Origin of the sequence: Alteromonas sp. W12, assembly GCF_001924945.1 — a bacterium.
GTDB classification, from domain to species: Bacteria; Pseudomonadota; Gammaproteobacteria; order Enterobacterales; family Alteromonadaceae; genus Alteromonas; species Alteromonas macleodii.
On the sequence record NZ_LQXH01000008.1, the window covers coordinates 110,583 to 125,853 of the forward strand.

Annotated in this window: 13 protein-coding genes; 11 read left to right on the top strand and 2 right to left on the bottom strand. The window is 45.8% G+C overall.

Annotated elements, in window-relative coordinates; translation table 11 throughout:
* Positions 1-213 precede the first annotated feature (213 nt).
* Positions 214-2,667: a glycerol-3-phosphate 1-O-acyltransferase PlsB gene (plsB, locus tag AWH61_RS11885; protein WP_075177168.1), complete on the bottom strand. Its 2,454-nt coding sequence runs from the start codon at positions 2,665-2,667 to the stop codon at positions 214-216.
* 267 nt (positions 2,668-2,934) lie between these two features.
* Here plsB and AWH61_RS11890 point away from each other — a divergent pair, with 267 nt between their 5' ends.
* The 6 genes from AWH61_RS11890 (at position 2,935) to AWH61_RS11915 (ending at position 10,990) form a co-directional block, all read left to right on the top strand.
* The gene (locus tag AWH61_RS11890) at positions 2,935-5,220 is read left to right on the top strand and encodes a sensor domain-containing diguanylate cyclase (RefSeq protein WP_014951389.1); all 2,286 of its coding nucleotides are present in this window, start codon (positions 2,935-2,937) and stop codon (positions 5,218-5,220) included.
* Between the two features lie 107 nt (positions 5,221-5,327).
* Positions 5,328-5,954, top strand: a complete 627-nt coding sequence (gene lexA / locus AWH61_RS11895) for a transcriptional repressor LexA (RefSeq protein WP_014951387.1) — start codon at positions 5,328-5,330, stop codon at positions 5,952-5,954.
* Positions 5,955-6,536: 582 nt separating this feature from the next.
* Positions 6,537-7,700 (top strand): cytochrome c oxidase subunit II, encoded by a 1,164-nt coding sequence (coxB, locus tag AWH61_RS11900; RefSeq protein ID WP_014951386.1) that lies wholly within the window; start codon positions 6,537-6,539, stop codon positions 7,698-7,700.
* 9 nt (positions 7,701-7,709) lie between these two features.
* Positions 7,710-9,338, top strand: coding sequence for a cytochrome c oxidase subunit I (gene ctaD, locus AWH61_RS11905; RefSeq protein WP_039228778.1), 1,629 nt, complete (start codon positions 7,710-7,712; stop codon positions 9,336-9,338).
* 147 nt (positions 9,339-9,485) lie between these two features.
* On the top strand, positions 9,486-10,073 hold the full coding sequence (locus tag AWH61_RS11910) for a cytochrome c oxidase assembly protein (RefSeq protein ID WP_014951384.1): 588 nt from the start codon (positions 9,486-9,488) through the stop codon (positions 10,071-10,073).
* Between the two features lie 23 nt (positions 10,074-10,096).
* Positions 10,097-10,990 (top strand): cytochrome c oxidase subunit 3, encoded by an 894-nt coding sequence (locus tag AWH61_RS11915; protein ID WP_014951383.1) that lies wholly within the window; start codon positions 10,097-10,099, stop codon positions 10,988-10,990.
* A gap of 15 nt (positions 10,991-11,005) precedes the next feature.
* Here AWH61_RS11915 and AWH61_RS11920 read toward each other — a convergent pair whose 3' ends face one another.
* Complete coding sequence (locus tag AWH61_RS11920) at positions 11,006-11,215, bottom strand: DUF2909 domain-containing protein (RefSeq protein WP_039221374.1); 210 nt, start codon at positions 11,213-11,215, stop codon at positions 11,006-11,008.
* Positions 11,216-11,260: 45 nt separating this feature from the next.
* Between AWH61_RS11920 and AWH61_RS11925 the strand changes: the two genes are divergently transcribed.
* The 5 genes from AWH61_RS11925 to AWH61_RS11945 are packed head-to-tail and all read left to right on the top strand — an operon-like array spanning position 11,261 to position 15,271.
* Positions 11,261-11,965 (top strand): SURF1 family protein, encoded by a 705-nt coding sequence (locus AWH61_RS11925; protein ID WP_083605929.1) that lies wholly within the window; start codon positions 11,261-11,263, stop codon positions 11,963-11,965.
* A complete protein-coding gene (locus AWH61_RS11930) occupies positions 11,958-12,497 on the top strand; it encodes a redox-active disulfide-containing membrane protein (protein WP_014951380.1) in 540 nt (179 codons plus the stop codon). Before AWH61_RS11925 ends, AWH61_RS11930 begins: the two co-directional genes overlap by 8 nt.
* A gap of 5 nt (positions 12,498-12,502) precedes the next feature.
* On the top strand, positions 12,503-13,720 hold the full coding sequence (locus AWH61_RS11935) for a COX15/CtaA family protein (RefSeq protein WP_075177318.1): 1,218 nt from the start codon (positions 12,503-12,505) through the stop codon (positions 13,718-13,720).
* Positions 13,713-14,630 carry a heme o synthase gene (cyoE, locus tag AWH61_RS11940; RefSeq protein ID WP_014980735.1) on the top strand — a complete coding sequence of 306 codons (918 nt, stop codon included), beginning with the start codon at positions 13,713-13,715 and terminating at the stop codon, positions 14,628-14,630. Before AWH61_RS11935 ends, cyoE begins: the two co-directional genes overlap by 8 nt.
* The gene (locus AWH61_RS11945; protein ID WP_075177169.1) at positions 14,627-15,271 is read left to right on the top strand and encodes an SCO family protein; all 645 of its coding nucleotides are present in this window, start codon (positions 14,627-14,629) and stop codon (positions 15,269-15,271) included. The genes cyoE and AWH61_RS11945 overlap by 4 nt, the downstream gene beginning before the upstream one ends.

The following is a 15,271-nucleotide window of genomic DNA, read 5'->3' on the forward strand; positions in this document are numbered from 1 at the left end:
GTTTTCGCTTTGTATTGCTTCGCGTTAAGCGCAGGTTTACCGGGGAGCGATACGAAGCGGCACTATCTAGCGTCTATCTATCAATGAAGTATGGGGATTTTCAATGCCAGCCAAGATAGATTGACGCGCAATAAAAAGCCCATGCAGTAGCATGGGCTTTCTCTTTTTACCTAAGCTCCGTAGTGCTGGCAAATTCAGCCAGCTAGCGTCGCCTTAATTCGAAGCGTTTAGTGTAACGTTCTCCAAATGCTGCATCATTTCTGGCCAAATCAGGGCCATAACGTCAGCACGTAAGGCTTCACACTCTTCTGAGTACTTTAAGCTGCCATCTTTTTCAGAGTCCAGCCAGTGGTTTTCTTTCAATGCACTGATAAAGCTAGACAACACATTCTTATCGTAAAACTCTGGTGAGCTTAGCCCGTAGAGAGCAGATAAGCGTTCAGCCACTTGCTTACTTTCGCGCTCAAGCGCACTTCGGCTAATCACTTTTTCTTTATCAAGAATGGTCAATACCACCGCGTAACGCTGAAGCGTTTCCTGCATACATCGGCTTAACAGCCATGCTGAGTGGAATTGTTTGCAGTGTGCATCTGGCGGCAACAGTTCATCGCCCTCCTGACGCAACAATCCTTTGTTTAGTAGCGCTGTTATAAGCGCATCAGTATGCGCAAGCGCCTCATCTTGGGTAAGGTGCAAGAATAGCTCTTTTTGCAGCAACGGATAAAGCGCCGCAATAAGCTGAAAAATACTGTTCTTCGTGGTGCCTTTCTTCGCGAAGATAGACGCCATTATAAGACCTGGGATCGCGAATAAGTGCAAAATGTTGTTGCGATAATAAGTGAGGTATACCGCTGATTTTGGTTGAGGACTGATCAAACGCCCATAATCGTCTTCTTTTACGTCAAAGCGGCCTAATTTCAGCGTATCGCGCAGTAGCTCTTCCGCTGATGAATCTGGAATGGTGGCATCATCGCTGAACGGTACCGCTTTAAACAAGTCCATGAAGTCGCCCATTGCTTGTTTTAACTCTGCTTCACTCATGGTCTGTCGTTTAGAAGACAGTAAGCATAACGACGCTAACGCCATACCATTTAATGCCGCTGCGCGATTAATTCGCGTCATGACATTATTGGCCAGTTCGTTAACCGCAGGTGTCAGCCACGCTGGTTTTTTCTCTGGCTCGGCATCGCGACAATCTCGCCAGTTAGGCACATGATTTTCAAGAAACTGGTTAAGCGCAATGGGTTCGCCAAAATTCACGTATCCGTGACCATAATTCTTGAGTTTACGAATAGCCGAGAACCCCTGAAGGTTAGATTCCTTTTTCTTCTTAGAGCCTTTGAGTTCGTTCAAATAGCTCTTCACTTCCATCACGTTTTCATAGCCGATATAAACAGGCACGATACTAACTGGACGGTTAACGCCTTTGAGCATGGCTTGAATGGTCATGGCTAGCATGCCCGTTTTCGGTGGGATCAAACGGCCGGTTCGGCTGCGGCCACCTTCGGGATAGTATTTTACCGAATAGCCTTTGTTAAACAGCAGCTCTAGATATTCTCTGAAAACAGCTGTGTAGAGCTTGTTGCCTGCAAAACTGCGGCGTAAGAAAAAAGCACCGCCACGACGGAACATTTTTCCAACCGGCCAAAAGTTCAGATTGATACCTGCAGCGATATGTGGCGTAACCATACCCTCGTGATAAATCACGTAAGTCAATAATAGGTAATCCATGTGACTACGGTGGCACGGTACGTAGATGATTTCATGACCATTAGCCGCCAATTCACGAATGCGATCGGCATGACCTACACTAATACCGTTATAAATTTTGTTCCATATACGGGTAAGTAGCCTGTCGCCAAAACGAATTAGCCCTTCGCGGTAGTCTGCCGCGATTTCTGTGATGTAGGTTTGGGCAGTCTCTTTCGCTTTTTCATGAGACACCTTCTTGCTTCGTGATTCCTCAGCAATAGCGCGACGCACTGCATCAGAGCCCAACACACTATTATTGAGTTCTTGGCGCTCTAACAGCGTAGGGCCAGTCATGCTTTGGCGCTTTCTTTGAAAGTGAGTGCTTGCTACGCGCACAAGCTTATGTGCAATACTTTGGTCACTACCATGTTGATTGGACATCGCGCGTGCAGAAACGGCTTTAGAGTAGTTAATAAAGTTGTCGCGGCCCAAAAACAGCACAATGAACAACTTACGAAGCCAACTTGGCGCCGCTTTATCAGCAATGAGATCGCTTAAGCCTGGCTTACCACGACCCGGGGCACGGCCCCACGTCACATAGACAGGAACAACTTGTAAATCTAGGTTTTCATGGTCTCTATGCAAATGAAAGAGGTCAGTAAAAACGTCTTCAATTCCCGTATCTTTAGCCGACGAACGGAAAAGAGGCTGGGTTTTGCGTAAAAATAAGGTCGACGAATACTCTCGCCCCGCTAATGTGAGGGTTTCTGTAGGACTAGGTAAACCTAGCGCTTTAGTCGACATTCTCAGTGCAAGTTGGTCTGTCACTGAGTTGGTGGGGAGTAGATAAACGATAGGTTTACTTTTATCTATTCCTAATTCGGTTTCAACGTTAACTGGAATGCTGTGGGCTTTAACCAGTAACTTAACAGGATAATGAAATACCGACAGAAGGGCTTTTCGCATCCACGACATGAATTATGTAATCCTATGAAATAAAAACGGGTGAAGTGTAACACAAACGCGTCACAATCTCGCGACAAGCCAATTTCATCGCTTCTCATGCTGTAATGACTATCCATAACATGGGAAGTTCAAAAGCGCCCTTCTCCTTTTCTTGTGAGTCACAGCCATTTCTATAATGGGTTCGAATACAGAGAACGTAACATTAGCTGTATTTAATTGCGGTACAGCCGGACTGTTACTACTTTTATAAGGGCAAATGAATATGAGCAAGCAGTAGTGGATGATCAAAGCCGGTTAAAGACAATTGATGACTTTATGCTCAATAGCGAAGTGCCGTTAGATCTTGATGATTTAATGATGGTGCTCGCAGAGGCATACAAGGTGCCGATCGCACTCATTGGCGTCGTCGGAGAGTTTGAAGAAACCTTTAAAGCACACTACGGAACCACTCTTTCTAAAGTCACTCGTGAACATGCGTTTTGTAGTCACGTCGTTGAAGAGCGCAAGCAGGTGGTTGTTAGCAACGCGCAAGAAGATCCACGGTTTATGCATAATCCTCTCGTCACCGGAGAACCTCACATTTGTTTCTACGCAGGAACGCCGATCGAGATAAATGATCAGGTAATCGGTGCCGTATGTTTAATTGATACCGTGCCAAGAGAAATAGACGCAAAACACTTAGAAGTTTTAGAGAGAATAGGTGCTTTGGTTAGTCAGCATATTTCGCTTTCAAGAGAACACGAAGCGCTTAAACGCGAGCATGGGCTTATTGAGAAGTCTCCTATTGTGTTGGCAACGTGGCGCTATGATACGTCGTTGAGGCTGGTGTATATCTCGAAAAATAGTGAGCGTGTATTGGGAGTTTCACCCCAAGATTTGCTCACTGGAACGGTGGCATTGAGTGAGGTGCTGTCTGAGGAGGCGGAGGGTGATTTTACCTTTGCTATGCAGGCCCACATGGAAGGTGTTGAAACGCACACCTGCCGTCTTCAGATAAGGACGCCAACGCGTACTATTTGGGTGAGCATGATATCAACGGCAAATTTTCGCGAAGACGGCATGTTGTACTCGGTTCAAGCATTTTTGTTTGACACTAGTGACCAAAAGTATGTGGAAGATAAGCTCAACAAAACCAATCAGCGGATGCGTTTATTACTCGAGGCTTCAGAGTTAGGAACATGGGACTGGAACTTGGCCGCCGATGTTAATCAAGTCAACAAGCGCTGGTGCGACATTGTTGGTCTTGAGTATGAATACTATGACAGTGGCTCCCGCTTTTTTAGACAGCTCATTCATCCCGCGGATTACGTCAAAGTTGAAAAGCAGCTCAACATGCATCTAATTGGTAAGAGCAAAGTCTTTAACACCACATTTCGCATGAAACACACTGATGGCTCTTGGGTTTGGGTTGAAAGTTATGGGAAAACCGTTGAGACAGATGCCCAAGGTAAGCCGGTTCGAATAGCAGGTATTCATAGAGATATAACGCAACGAATGGAAAGCGAACTGCATGAGAGAAAGAAAACCCAGCTCCTTCAATTTATCAATAAAACCCGGGCATCATATCTCCAGAACAATGACTTGACGATGGCGTGTCAGTCCGTATTGGCCGAACTCATAGATATCTCAGATAGCCAGTTTGCCTTCGTCGGCCAAATGAAAGGAGACGGTAGCTCATCTAGACTTTTCATTCATGCGATTTCTGAAATTGTTTGGGATAACAGTAGCTTTTCTCAATATGCAGAGTACAAAAAACGAAACCTCTACTTTAGTAACTTCGATAACCTTTTTGGAACCTCAATTTTAACGGGAGAAGTTACCATTAGTAATGCGCCAAACAGTCACCCTAATTCCAAAGGTGTTCCGCACGGTCATCCGCGCATTAGCCGATTTTTAGGCCTACCAATAAAAGTGAAAGATAAAGTAGTGGGAATGGTCGGTTTAGCGAACAAGTTTGATACCTACACTGACGAAGATGCTGAGTTTCTACAGCCCTTTTTAGATGCTTTGGCTGGCTTGTTCTACGCAGTAGAGCTTGAGGAAGCCCGAGCCGTTGCTGAAGAGAAGCTTAGGCATTTGGCGATGACTGATTCTTTAACGGGCCTTTATAACCGACGCGCGTTCCTTGACGAGTGCATCTCATTTTCAAAACAACATTGTCGAGGATGTGTTGCTATTGTCGATATTGATCACTTCAAAAAAGTAAACGATACCTACGGTCACGATGCTGGAGATCAGGCGCTTATTGCTGTTGCGAGAAAAATAGCTAAACATAATCAAGCGCCAAATGTCGTGGCTCGATTAGGAGGAGAAGAGTTTGCAATAGTCATGATAGGTGACAAGAAAGAAGAGATCCATAGGCAGCTAGAAGCACTGCGCATTGCTGTTGAAGAAGGAAGGGTGACCTACAAGACAGACACGATGAATTTATCGATCAGCATCGGCGCAACATTTATCAAAGACACCTTTGAGGCGGATTTCAGCGCCCTCTTATCGCTTGCTGACAAAGCGCTGTACAGAGCCAAGGAGCAGGGCAGAAACCAAGTCGTATGGGATGAGTAATAGTGTCAGTACGTGGCTAAAACTGATAGCAAAAGACGCGGCAAGTGCTTGTTATTTAGTTTTAGGTGTATATACTTACAGGAACTGTATGAACAGACAGGTCTTTTATGCGCCCACTCACAGCTCGACAAACCGAAGTTTTAGAACTTATTAAAACAACCATGTTAGAAACGGGAATGCCGCCTACTCGTGCGGAAATAGCCCGTCAGCTTGGCTTTCGTTCTGCTAATGCAGCAGAGGAACATTTGAAAGCATTGGCGCGTAAAGGCGTGATTGAAATTTTGCCTGGTACGTCTCGTGGCATTAAGCTCAATATCCCTCTTGATAACGACGCACAAGAAGAAGAAGGCCTACCGTTAATTGGGCGTGTTGCAGCCGGTGAGCCGATCTTGGCGCAAGAGCATGTTGAGTCGCACTACAAAGTCGATCCTGCACTGTTTCAACCCCATGCCGACTTTTTGCTACGCGTCAACGGTATGAGCATGAAAGACATTGGTATTTTAGACGGTGACCTTCTCGCTGTTCATCGTACCACTGATGTACACAACGGTCAGGTGGTTGTGGCGCGTGTAGATGAAGACGTCACTGTAAAGCGTCTAGAGAAACGCGGGCGTGAAGTATTGCTTCATGCTGAAAATGATGAGTTTGCACCAATAAAAGTTGATTTGGCGACTGAACATTTTGCGATAGAAGGTATTGCGGTGGGTGTGATCAGAAACGCTGACTGGATGTAGTATTTTAGCTTGTTTGTATAAAAGCGGCACGTTAGCCGCTTTTTTTATGTCTTTTGTTCCTGTTTTTTTCTTCAATCTGCCAACTTAGATTTTATCTTGCCCAGCAAACCTGTTGGTTTTCTGCGCACTTATTTTTATCTTTACTCACGTTATTCTTTCTATGAATGCTTCGAGTATTTTCCATTTTTTATTTTGAATTTTGTTTGAAATCGACATTGAGTCATCGGTTACTTATTGATTTCTTAACTAGTTAGGCGAGCATTTACTTTAACCCTGTGTTCAAAATGCCTGTTTGATTCCAAGGACATCCCACAGCAATCGCTTTCTCTTTTTGCACTTCAAATCCCCCGCGACCATTTTAGTAAATGATTAAAAATTAACCACTTCGTTAAATTTTTAATAGAAAAGACTAGACGGCACGACATTATTGCGCAATTCTTATACAGAGATTAACAAAATAATAACAATGACTCTAAATTTGTTTTACAAGTTGAGGTTATGGGTCAATCGTTCGCAAACCATTTGGTAGGGCATCGCGCAAATTAATCAGCGTCTTTGACCACGCCATTACGGAGGTGCTGAGTGAAACAACTAACGACCGTTTTCGCAAAATGGTGTTCTAGTATACCAATTTTGCTTTTTTCCCCTTTGCTTTTTGCGCAAGAAGCAAGCGAAGAAGCCTCTTCGCTTAATTTGAGACGCGGTGCTACCGACATCAGTGGGCAGGTATACGACCTCCATATGTTGATGTTCTTCATTTGTGTAGGTATCGCGGTTGTAGTTTTTGGCGTGATGTTCGCCTCAATGTATCTACATAGGAAGTCCCGTGGTGCCAAGCCAGCTAATTTTCACGAAAACGTGAAGGTTGAAATTGCTTGGACCGTTATTCCTTTCCTTATTCTTATCTTCATGGCGGTACCCGCAGCGAATACTCTAATTGCTATGGAAGACACGTCTGAGCCTGACATGACGGTGTTAGTAACAGGCTCTCAATGGAAATGGCATTACAAGTATATGGATAGCGATGTAGAGTTTTATTCTTTACTCGCCACTCAGCGCGAGCAAATAGAAAACAAATTTCAGAAAACAGATAACTACCTGCTGGAAGTTGACCGTCCCTTGGTTATTCCTACTGGGAAAAAAGTACGCTTTCTTATTACCTCTGACGACGTTATCCACTCTTGGTGGGTTCCTGACTTTGCCGTGAAAAAAGATGCCAACCCCGGCTTTATTAACGAGTCTTGGGCCAAGGTGAATGAGCCTGGTATTTATCGCGGACAGTGCGCAGAGCTTTGTGGTAAAGACCATGGCTATATGCCGGTTGTGGTAATTGCTAAAGAACCCGCCGAGTTTGAAAAGTGGATGGGCGAACAAGAAGAGATTGTTCGTAAAGCAAAAGAAGAAGAGCAGCGTCTACTTTCTATGAATATGTCTATGGATGAACTGATGAAAGAGGGCGAGCGAGTATACAACGCAACGTGCGCTGCTTGCCATATGCCAAATGGTGAAGGTTTACCTGGCGTGTTCCCGGCATTAAAAGGCAGCAAGATGGCACTAGAAGATCAGCAAGGTCACATTGACATCGTGCTGCATGGAAAGTCAGGAACAGCCATGCAAGCGTTTGGAAAAATGCTAAGTCTTAAGGAAATTGCCGCCGTAGTCACTTACGAGCGAAATGCCTGGGGCAATAAAACTGGCGATATGGTTCAAGCCAAAGATGTCAACGCAGTGGCAAACGGAAACTAGGAGCAGACAATGAGCAAAGCAACTGAAGTTATTTCGCCAGATACCTCTGCGCCTCATGACGGTCACCTACATGATGACCATGAACACCACGATCATATTCCTAAAGGGATAACGCGTTGGTTGTTTACCACTAACCACAAAGACATAGGCACACTGTATCTGTGGTTTGCCTTTATTATGTTTTTAGTTGGTGGTGCGATGGCCATGGTGATCCGCGCTGAACTATTCCAACCCGGTCTACAAATTGTAGAGCCAAACTTCTTTAACCAAATGACTACGGTACACGGGCTTATCATGGTATTTGGTGCAGTAATGCCAGCCTTTACTGGGCTCGCAAACTGGCTTATTCCCATGATGATCGGCGCCCCTGACATGGCGTTACCGCGCATGAATAACTGGAGCTTCTGGATTTTACCAGGTGCCTTTCTCATTCTATTGAGCTCGCTCTTTATGGAAGGCGGCGGCCCTGCTTTTGGATGGACTTTCTACGCGCCCCTTTCAACGACTTACAGTGGCGATTCGACAGCGTTGTTTGTGTTCTCTGTTCACATCATGGGTATTTCATCCATTATGGGTGCGATTAACGTGATTGTGACCATCTTTAATATGCGTGCGCCAGGCATGACCTGGATGAAAATGCCGCTGTTTGTATGGACGTGGCTTATCACGGCATTCTTGCTGATTGCGGTAATGCCAGTGCTCGCCGGTGCGGTTACCATGGTGTTAACTGATAAGTTCTTTGGCACGAGCTTTTTTGATGCTGCTGGTGGCGGCGACCCGGTTATGTTCCAGCATATTTTCTGGTTCTTCGGGCACCCTGAAGTGTACATTATGATCTTGCCCGCTTTCGGCATTATCTCGCAAATTGTTCCTACCTTCTCTCGAAAGCAGCTGTTTGGATACGCGTCTATGGTGTACGCCACGGCGTCGATTGCACTGCTCTCTTTTGTTGTATGGGCTCACCATATGTTCACCACGGGCATGCCGGTGTACATGGAAATGTTTTTCATGTTTGCCACCATGCTTATCTCGGTGCCTACTGGCGTGAAAGTGTTTAACTGGGTAGCGACCATGTGGCGCGGCTCACTGAGCTTCGAAATGCCAATGATGTTCGCTATTGCCTTTATTGTGCTGTTCACCATTGGTGGGTTGTCAGGGCTAATGTTGGCGATCACGCCCGTGGACTTCCAATATCACGACACTTACTTCGTTGTAGCCCATTTCCACTATGTACTGGTAACTGGCGCGGTCTTTTCCATCATGGCTGCGGTGTATTACTGGTTGCCTAAATGGACGGGAAAAATGTATGACACAACCTTAGCTAAATGGCATTTCTGGTGCTCATTGGTATCGGTCAATGTGTTGTTCTTCCCTATGCACTTTGTGGGTTTGGCTGGTATGCCACGCCGTATTCCTGACTATGCATTGCAGTTCGCTGATTTTAATAAATGGATAAGCCTGGGTGGTTTTGCATTCGGTTTATCTCAGCTCATCTTTCTTGCCCTGCTTATCAAGGCATGCAAAAAGCAAGGTGAGCCGGTATCAGCGCAAGTTTGGGACGGCGCAGAAGGATTGGAATGGGAAATTCCATCACCCGCTCCTTATCACACGTTTGAAACACCACCTGTCGTTAAGTAACGGTAGGTGGAGTTGTGAATAGGTCATTCCTTTCAACCGGCAAAAGCCGATGGGAATGACATTCACACATTGCAGGTGGTGAGGGAGATAAACGACTAAGCAAGCGTTTACCAACCTTCATCTATGGATTTACCCGGAGGTCACGTGATGTCACAGCAAAGCGCAAACAACAAGATGGTTATTAAACTTGTTGCTATTGTCATTGGCATGTTTGGCTTCGGCTTTGCCCTTGTTCCCTTGTACGACGTATTTTGCGACGTTACGGGAATTAACGGAAAAACCGAAGGCACGGCTGCGGTTTATCAATCGGTTGAGATTGATGAATCGCGAGAAGTGACCGTCGAGTTTATTACTCGCACAAATACCGGTATGCCGTGGGAGTTTCGTGCTGAAACCAAGCGCGTGAAAGTGCACCCTGGCGAACTTAATACGGTGTCGTTTTATGTGAGAAACCCTGCATCAAGTAATATCGTAGCTCAGGCCATTCCCTCTGTATCCCCCGGAACGGCAGCACTGTACCTGAACAAGACTGAATGCTTCTGCTTCAATCAGCAGCCATTGGATGCGGGTAGTGAAGCCTATATGCCCATGCAGTTTTATGTAGACCCTCAGCTACCTGAAGAAATTACGTTTTTTACCTTGCAGTACACACTCTATGACGTCACAGCGCGAGCCAGTGACCTAACGACAACACCGAATCCCTTTATGGCTTCAACACCATCAAATGGCGAATAGGCCGAAGGGGTAAGGAGAAGAAAATGCAACCCGAAGTACAGAATCACGAATACCAAAAATATTATGTACCCGCACAAAGTCCATGGCCCATCGTAGGGGCCGTTGCTCTATTTCTTATCGCCGTAGGTGCGGGCAATTATGTGGTGCAAGCAACCAAAGGTGAAACAGGCTATGGCGGTCATATCCTTTTAGCGGGGATAGCAGTATTGCTCGTTATGCTTGTAGGTTGGTTTAAAAATCAAATAGACGAATCTATGGCAGGGCTTTACAGCGATCAGCTGGGGCGTTCATATCGACAAGGTATGAGCTGGTTTATCTTTTCAGAGGTGATGTTTTTCGCTGCGTTTTTCGGCGCCCTCTACTACGCGAGATTTATTTCCGTTCCGTGGCTGGGCGGCGCATCGAACAACGCTATGACCAATGAGGTCTTATGGCCGACCTTTGAGGCCATGTGGCCGCTGGTGTCAACGCCAGGCGGCACTACCACACAGGAAATGAGTGCTGCGGGGTTGCCCACAATCAACACGGTTATCTTGCTTATATCATCTATTACACTGCACTTCGCTCATGTGGGACTAGAGCAAAACAAACGCAAACAGCTAACCCTAATGCTGGGTATCACTATCTTACTTGGATGTGGGTTCTTGTTCCTACAGGTAGAAGAGTACATACATGCGTATCGCGACTTGGGGCTTACGCTTCAGTCAGGCATTTACGGCAACACCTTCTTTATGCTCACAGGGTTTCACGGCATGCATGTGACCCTTGGCACCATCATTCTAATTGTATTGTTTTTTAGGGTCTTGAAAGGCCATTTCACGCCTGAAAACCACTTCGCGTTTCAGGCGGGGAGCTGGTACTGGCACTTTGTAGATGTAGTGTGGGTCATGCTCTACATCTTTGTTTACGTACTTTAAAAGGGAGCCCCAAACTCAGTAAGGCCTTGGGTTTGGGGTAATTAAACCGGTACCAATAGCGATAAGAATAATAATAACAATGACGGCAGAAGTGAGCACGCGTCGACCAATGTACTTACTCATAGGCCCTTTTGATGTGTCATTTTTCATCATGATTCGCATCGCCATGAACAAATTCACAATCATGTACAGCACCAACGCAACAAGGACTATTTTTATCAACATATTCACCTCTGTTTTTATTCTAATTTTGCATGGTGCGAAATAATCATGTTTTCTCGCACTCGCCACGTTATTCCTTGGTTACTCACGGGCTTTAGTGTGGCGATTATGTGCGGTTTAGGGTACTGGCAACTTGATCGCATGGTCCAAAAGCAACAACGCTTAGCTAGCATAGCGCAAAAGCAAAGTAATGGAACCTTGAGTTTAGAAGAGGCGTTGTCTCATGATGATCCTCGGGATATTACCGTATCGTTCAGCGGCGCAATAGACGCTAACCATGTGTTGCTATTAGATAATCAGATTCACAATCAGCGGGTGGGTTTCGATGTCATCGTACCGGTAAATACCAATGTCGGGTGGCTCTTGGTTAACTTTGGCTGGGTGCCTGCGCCAGACTTAACGCGCACGCTACCGGAAATAAGTTTTACAAGCCAAACGCGCGAATTAATCGGCGTGCTTAGCGTGCCGGGTAACAACCCCTTAGTGAAAGAAACCAACATGGCTTTGTCGCAAAGCCCCGCGCTGGTACAACACATAGAATTCCCTGCACTAAGCAACGCCTTAGAGCGCAAACTTTTACCCTTTATTCTTCACCTTACCACGCCTGACCCCGCGTTTATTCGTGAACATCAGGCCGTCGTAATGTCTCCTGAAAAGCACCTTGGCTATGCAGTTCAATGGTTTGGTTTAGCCATTGCCGCTGCAGCCATTGGCGGCTTAGCAATTAGTAAGAAAGGACGTAGTTATGAGTAATGCTGCTTCGAAAAAAACATTAATTATTATGGTAGCCGTGTTTGTTTTACCTGTTGTTTTGGCAAAGCTCGCACTTGATAACGATTGGTTTACTAAAGGCGCGACAAATAAAGGTCAGCTGCTCGCGCCGACCATCGACATGAGTGCGCTTTTAGAAAACGCGGAACCTAAATGGCGTTTGTTGTATGTGATGCCAAGTAAATGTGACGCAGTGTGCGAGAACGCACTTTTTAGCATTAACCAAGTGTGGCTTGCACTAGGTAAAGAATCGGACCGTGCCCAAGCAGTGGTCGTTACTACCGCTTCAAGCGACCAAACTGCGATAGCCGCGCTAGAAGACTACCCTTTTGTCGAAACCTTACCCGTTACTACACCAACGGCGCTTGCCTCTAGCAGTGTTTATATTGTTGATACGCAAAATAACGCCATGCTCTTTTACGACATTAAAGACGATAGAAAAGACGCCGTGATGGAAAGCCGCAACATGCTGGCAGATATGAGAAAGCTCCTAAAATTATCGCGTATAGGATAATGGCCATGAAAAAATTAACCCTATTCAGTATTTTTTTGGCGGCGGTCGTTATTATTCTCGGTGCGTATACGCGCTTGACCGACGCGGGGCTAGGATGCCCCGACTGGCCTGGATGCTACGGTAATTTAACCGTGCCTTTGAGTGAGGAAAAAGTGGCACAAGCCAACGCCGCTTTTCCCGAACGTCCAGTTGAGGCGTTTAAGGCGTGGAATGAAATGATTCACCGCTATTTTGCAGGAACGCTGGGGCTGTGTGTACTGGCTATTGCCATTATTGCTATTCGGCAGCGCGACAAAGGCACGCCCGTTAAATTACCTCTGTTACTGCTGGGGCTTATTATCTTCCAGGCAGCACTTGGTATGTGGACCGTGACGCTCAATCTGCTTCCCGTCGTAGTTATGGGGCATTTGCTGGGGGGCTTCTCTGTACTCTCTTGCCTGTTTATTCTCTACCTCCGCTTGCGCAACACCGCAGGCGATGCATCGAAAACTAAACAAGCGCCCATAGCGTCAGCTATGCATGATCAGGATATTACCGACTTACCTCAAGCCAAAGTCTTTCAGCGAAACCTTAAACTTTTCGCCTTCATTGGGCTTGGCGTGCTTGTTACCCAGATTGCTCTTGGTGGATGGACTTCTGCCAATTATGCTGCGTTGGCCTGTACGGAAATGCCGGTCTGTGAAAGCGGTTGGCAGGAAAGAATTGATTTGGCAGGTGCATTCAGTGTGCCTGATGCAGACAACTATGAGTTTGGTGCTCACGATTACGGCGAACGAGTTACCATGCACATAGTGCATAGGTTCGGCGCGGTCATCACGTTTTTATACTTACTAGCACTAGGTATAAGTGTGTTGGTAAGCCGCTACACCACAAGTAAACAAAAATATGTGGGTGCGTTTATGTTGGTAGCATTGTGCACGCAAGTGGCATTAGGACTTAGTAACATTATCTTTATGCTGCCGCTGGCTGTCGCTGTAATGCATAACGCGGTCGCAGCCGTGTTACTTCTCTCCCTACTCAACCTCATTTTTACCGTATTCTTGGCACTAGAAAACGATAACGTCTTCGGTACAGAAAAACGAAATACAGGCTCATTCTCAGGTTCGAAACCACTGCAGGGTGCAGGTGCATTTAGCATCCACGAAGCGCCTTTGCACGACCCTTTAAACGCGTCAACGTCTTCTCATATTCTCCCTAAAGCTCCAGGAGGTTTCCATGGCTAAATCGGTCTCTTTACATGCGCGTACTTCACGTCAGCACAATGTAGTCACGTGGCGAGATTACTATGAAATGACGAAGCCTAATGTCGTCATGTTGTTGCTGTTAACCGCGTTAGTAGGCATGTGTTTAGCTACGCCTTCGTGGGTAAACGCAACCGTACTTATCTGTGGCTTATTGGGTATTGGTATGTTGTCTGCGTCTGCTGCCGTTATTAATCACGTTGTCGACCATAAGATAGATAGTGTGATGGCGCGTACTTTTAATCGCCCCGTCGCAAAAGGCAAGGTTAGCGTAAACAACGCGCTGTGGTTTGCAGGCGTTTTAGGTGTGGTTGGATTTGTAGTGTTAGCTCTTTTTGTGAATATGCTAACCGCGTGGTTAACCTTAGCAAGTCTAGTAGGCTACGCGTTTATCTACACGATGTATTTAAAGCGAGCGACACCGCAAAACATCGTGATTGGCGGTTTAGCTGGGGCTGCTCCACCGCTTCTAGGTTGGACCGCGGTTACAGGGGAAATACATGCCCATGCCCTGCTTTTAGTGCTGATTATCTTTACCTGGACGCCGCCGCATTTTTGGGCGCTCGCTATTCATAGAGAAAAAGATTACGCCAAAGCGAAGGTGCCCATGCTGCCGGTAACCCACGGTGTGTCATTTACGAAAACGTCAGTGTTGCTGTATACAGTATTGTTGGGGCTTGTATGTTTGCTGCCCTACCTTACAGGCATGAGCGATCTCATTTATTTGATTGGCTCAAGTGTGCTTAACATTGGGTTTTTATACTATGCATTAAAGTTAAAATTCGATGCAGAGCCACAAACTGCAATGAAAACTTTTAGGTTTTCAATTATTCATCTCATGGTATTGTTTGTCGTATTACTCTTAGATCACTACATACCACTGAGTTTATGAATCAACGAACTACCGTCGGCCTTGTTGCATTTTTAGCGCTATGTGCAGGCATCGTAGGGGCGCTGTATATCGCGCCCCCAAATGTTGAAAGTCAGCCTGAATACTTTCAGACTTACCCAGAGCCGAGAGCATTATCACCGTTTTCACTTACATCTCATGAAGGTGAAGTGTTTGATAATTCGTCGCTTGAAGGACAGTGGAGCTTAGTATTTGTGGGCTATACCTTCTGCCCCGATATTTGCCCAACTACCATGGCTGAACTGAACGGCATATATCCTGAACTAAAAGCATTAAATAGTGTCGAACCTATTCGAATTGTTTTTGTATCCGTTGATCCAAATCGCGATTCAATTGAAAGACTTTCAGAGTATGTGAGCTATTTTAATGAGGAGTTCATTGCCGTAACTGGAGAGCACAAGGCGCTATTCCCGTTTGTACGTAATTTAGGAATGATGTATGCCATTGCTGAAAGTACCGATAACCCCAACTATTTAGTTGATCACAGTGCATCTGTCGTACTTGTCGACCCTGAAGCTAGGGTGATAGGAAGATTCAGACCAAAAAGAGAGCCAGGAAAGCTATCGATAAGTGATTCCCAGCAAATATTGGCTGATATGCCAATAATAATCTCGAAGCAGTAA

Coding starts and splice junctions, on each gene's coding strand:
- plsB (WP_075177168.1), bottom strand. CDS start 2,667: ATGTCGTGGATGCGAAAAGCCCTTCTGTCGGTATTTCATTATCCTGTT.
- lexA (WP_014951387.1), top strand. CDS start 5,328: ATGCGCCCACTCACAGCTCGACAAACCGAAGTTTTAGAACTTATTAAA.
- ctaD (WP_039228778.1), top strand. CDS start 7,710: ATGAGCAAAGCAACTGAAGTTATTTCGCCAGATACCTCTGCGCCTCAT.
- AWH61_RS11910 (WP_014951384.1), top strand. CDS start 9,486: ATGTCACAGCAAAGCGCAAACAACAAGATGGTTATTAAACTTGTTGCT.
- AWH61_RS11915 (WP_014951383.1), top strand. CDS start 10,097: ATGCAACCCGAAGTACAGAATCACGAATACCAAAAATATTATGTACCC.
- AWH61_RS11920 (WP_039221374.1), bottom strand. CDS start 11,215: ATGTTGATAAAAATAGTCCTTGTTGCGTTGGTGCTGTACATGATTGTG.
- AWH61_RS11925 (WP_083605929.1), top strand. CDS start 11,261: ATGTTTTCTCGCACTCGCCACGTTATTCCTTGGTTACTCACGGGCTTT.
- AWH61_RS11930 (WP_014951380.1), top strand. CDS start 11,958: ATGAGTAATGCTGCTTCGAAAAAAACATTAATTATTATGGTAGCCGTG.
- AWH61_RS11935 (WP_075177318.1), top strand. CDS start 12,503: ATGAAAAAATTAACCCTATTCAGTATTTTTTTGGCGGCGGTCGTTATT.
- cyoE (WP_014980735.1), top strand. CDS start 13,713: ATGGCTAAATCGGTCTCTTTACATGCGCGTACTTCACGTCAGCACAAT.
- AWH61_RS11945 (WP_075177169.1), top strand. CDS start 14,627: ATGAATCAACGAACTACCGTCGGCCTTGTTGCATTTTTAGCGCTATGT.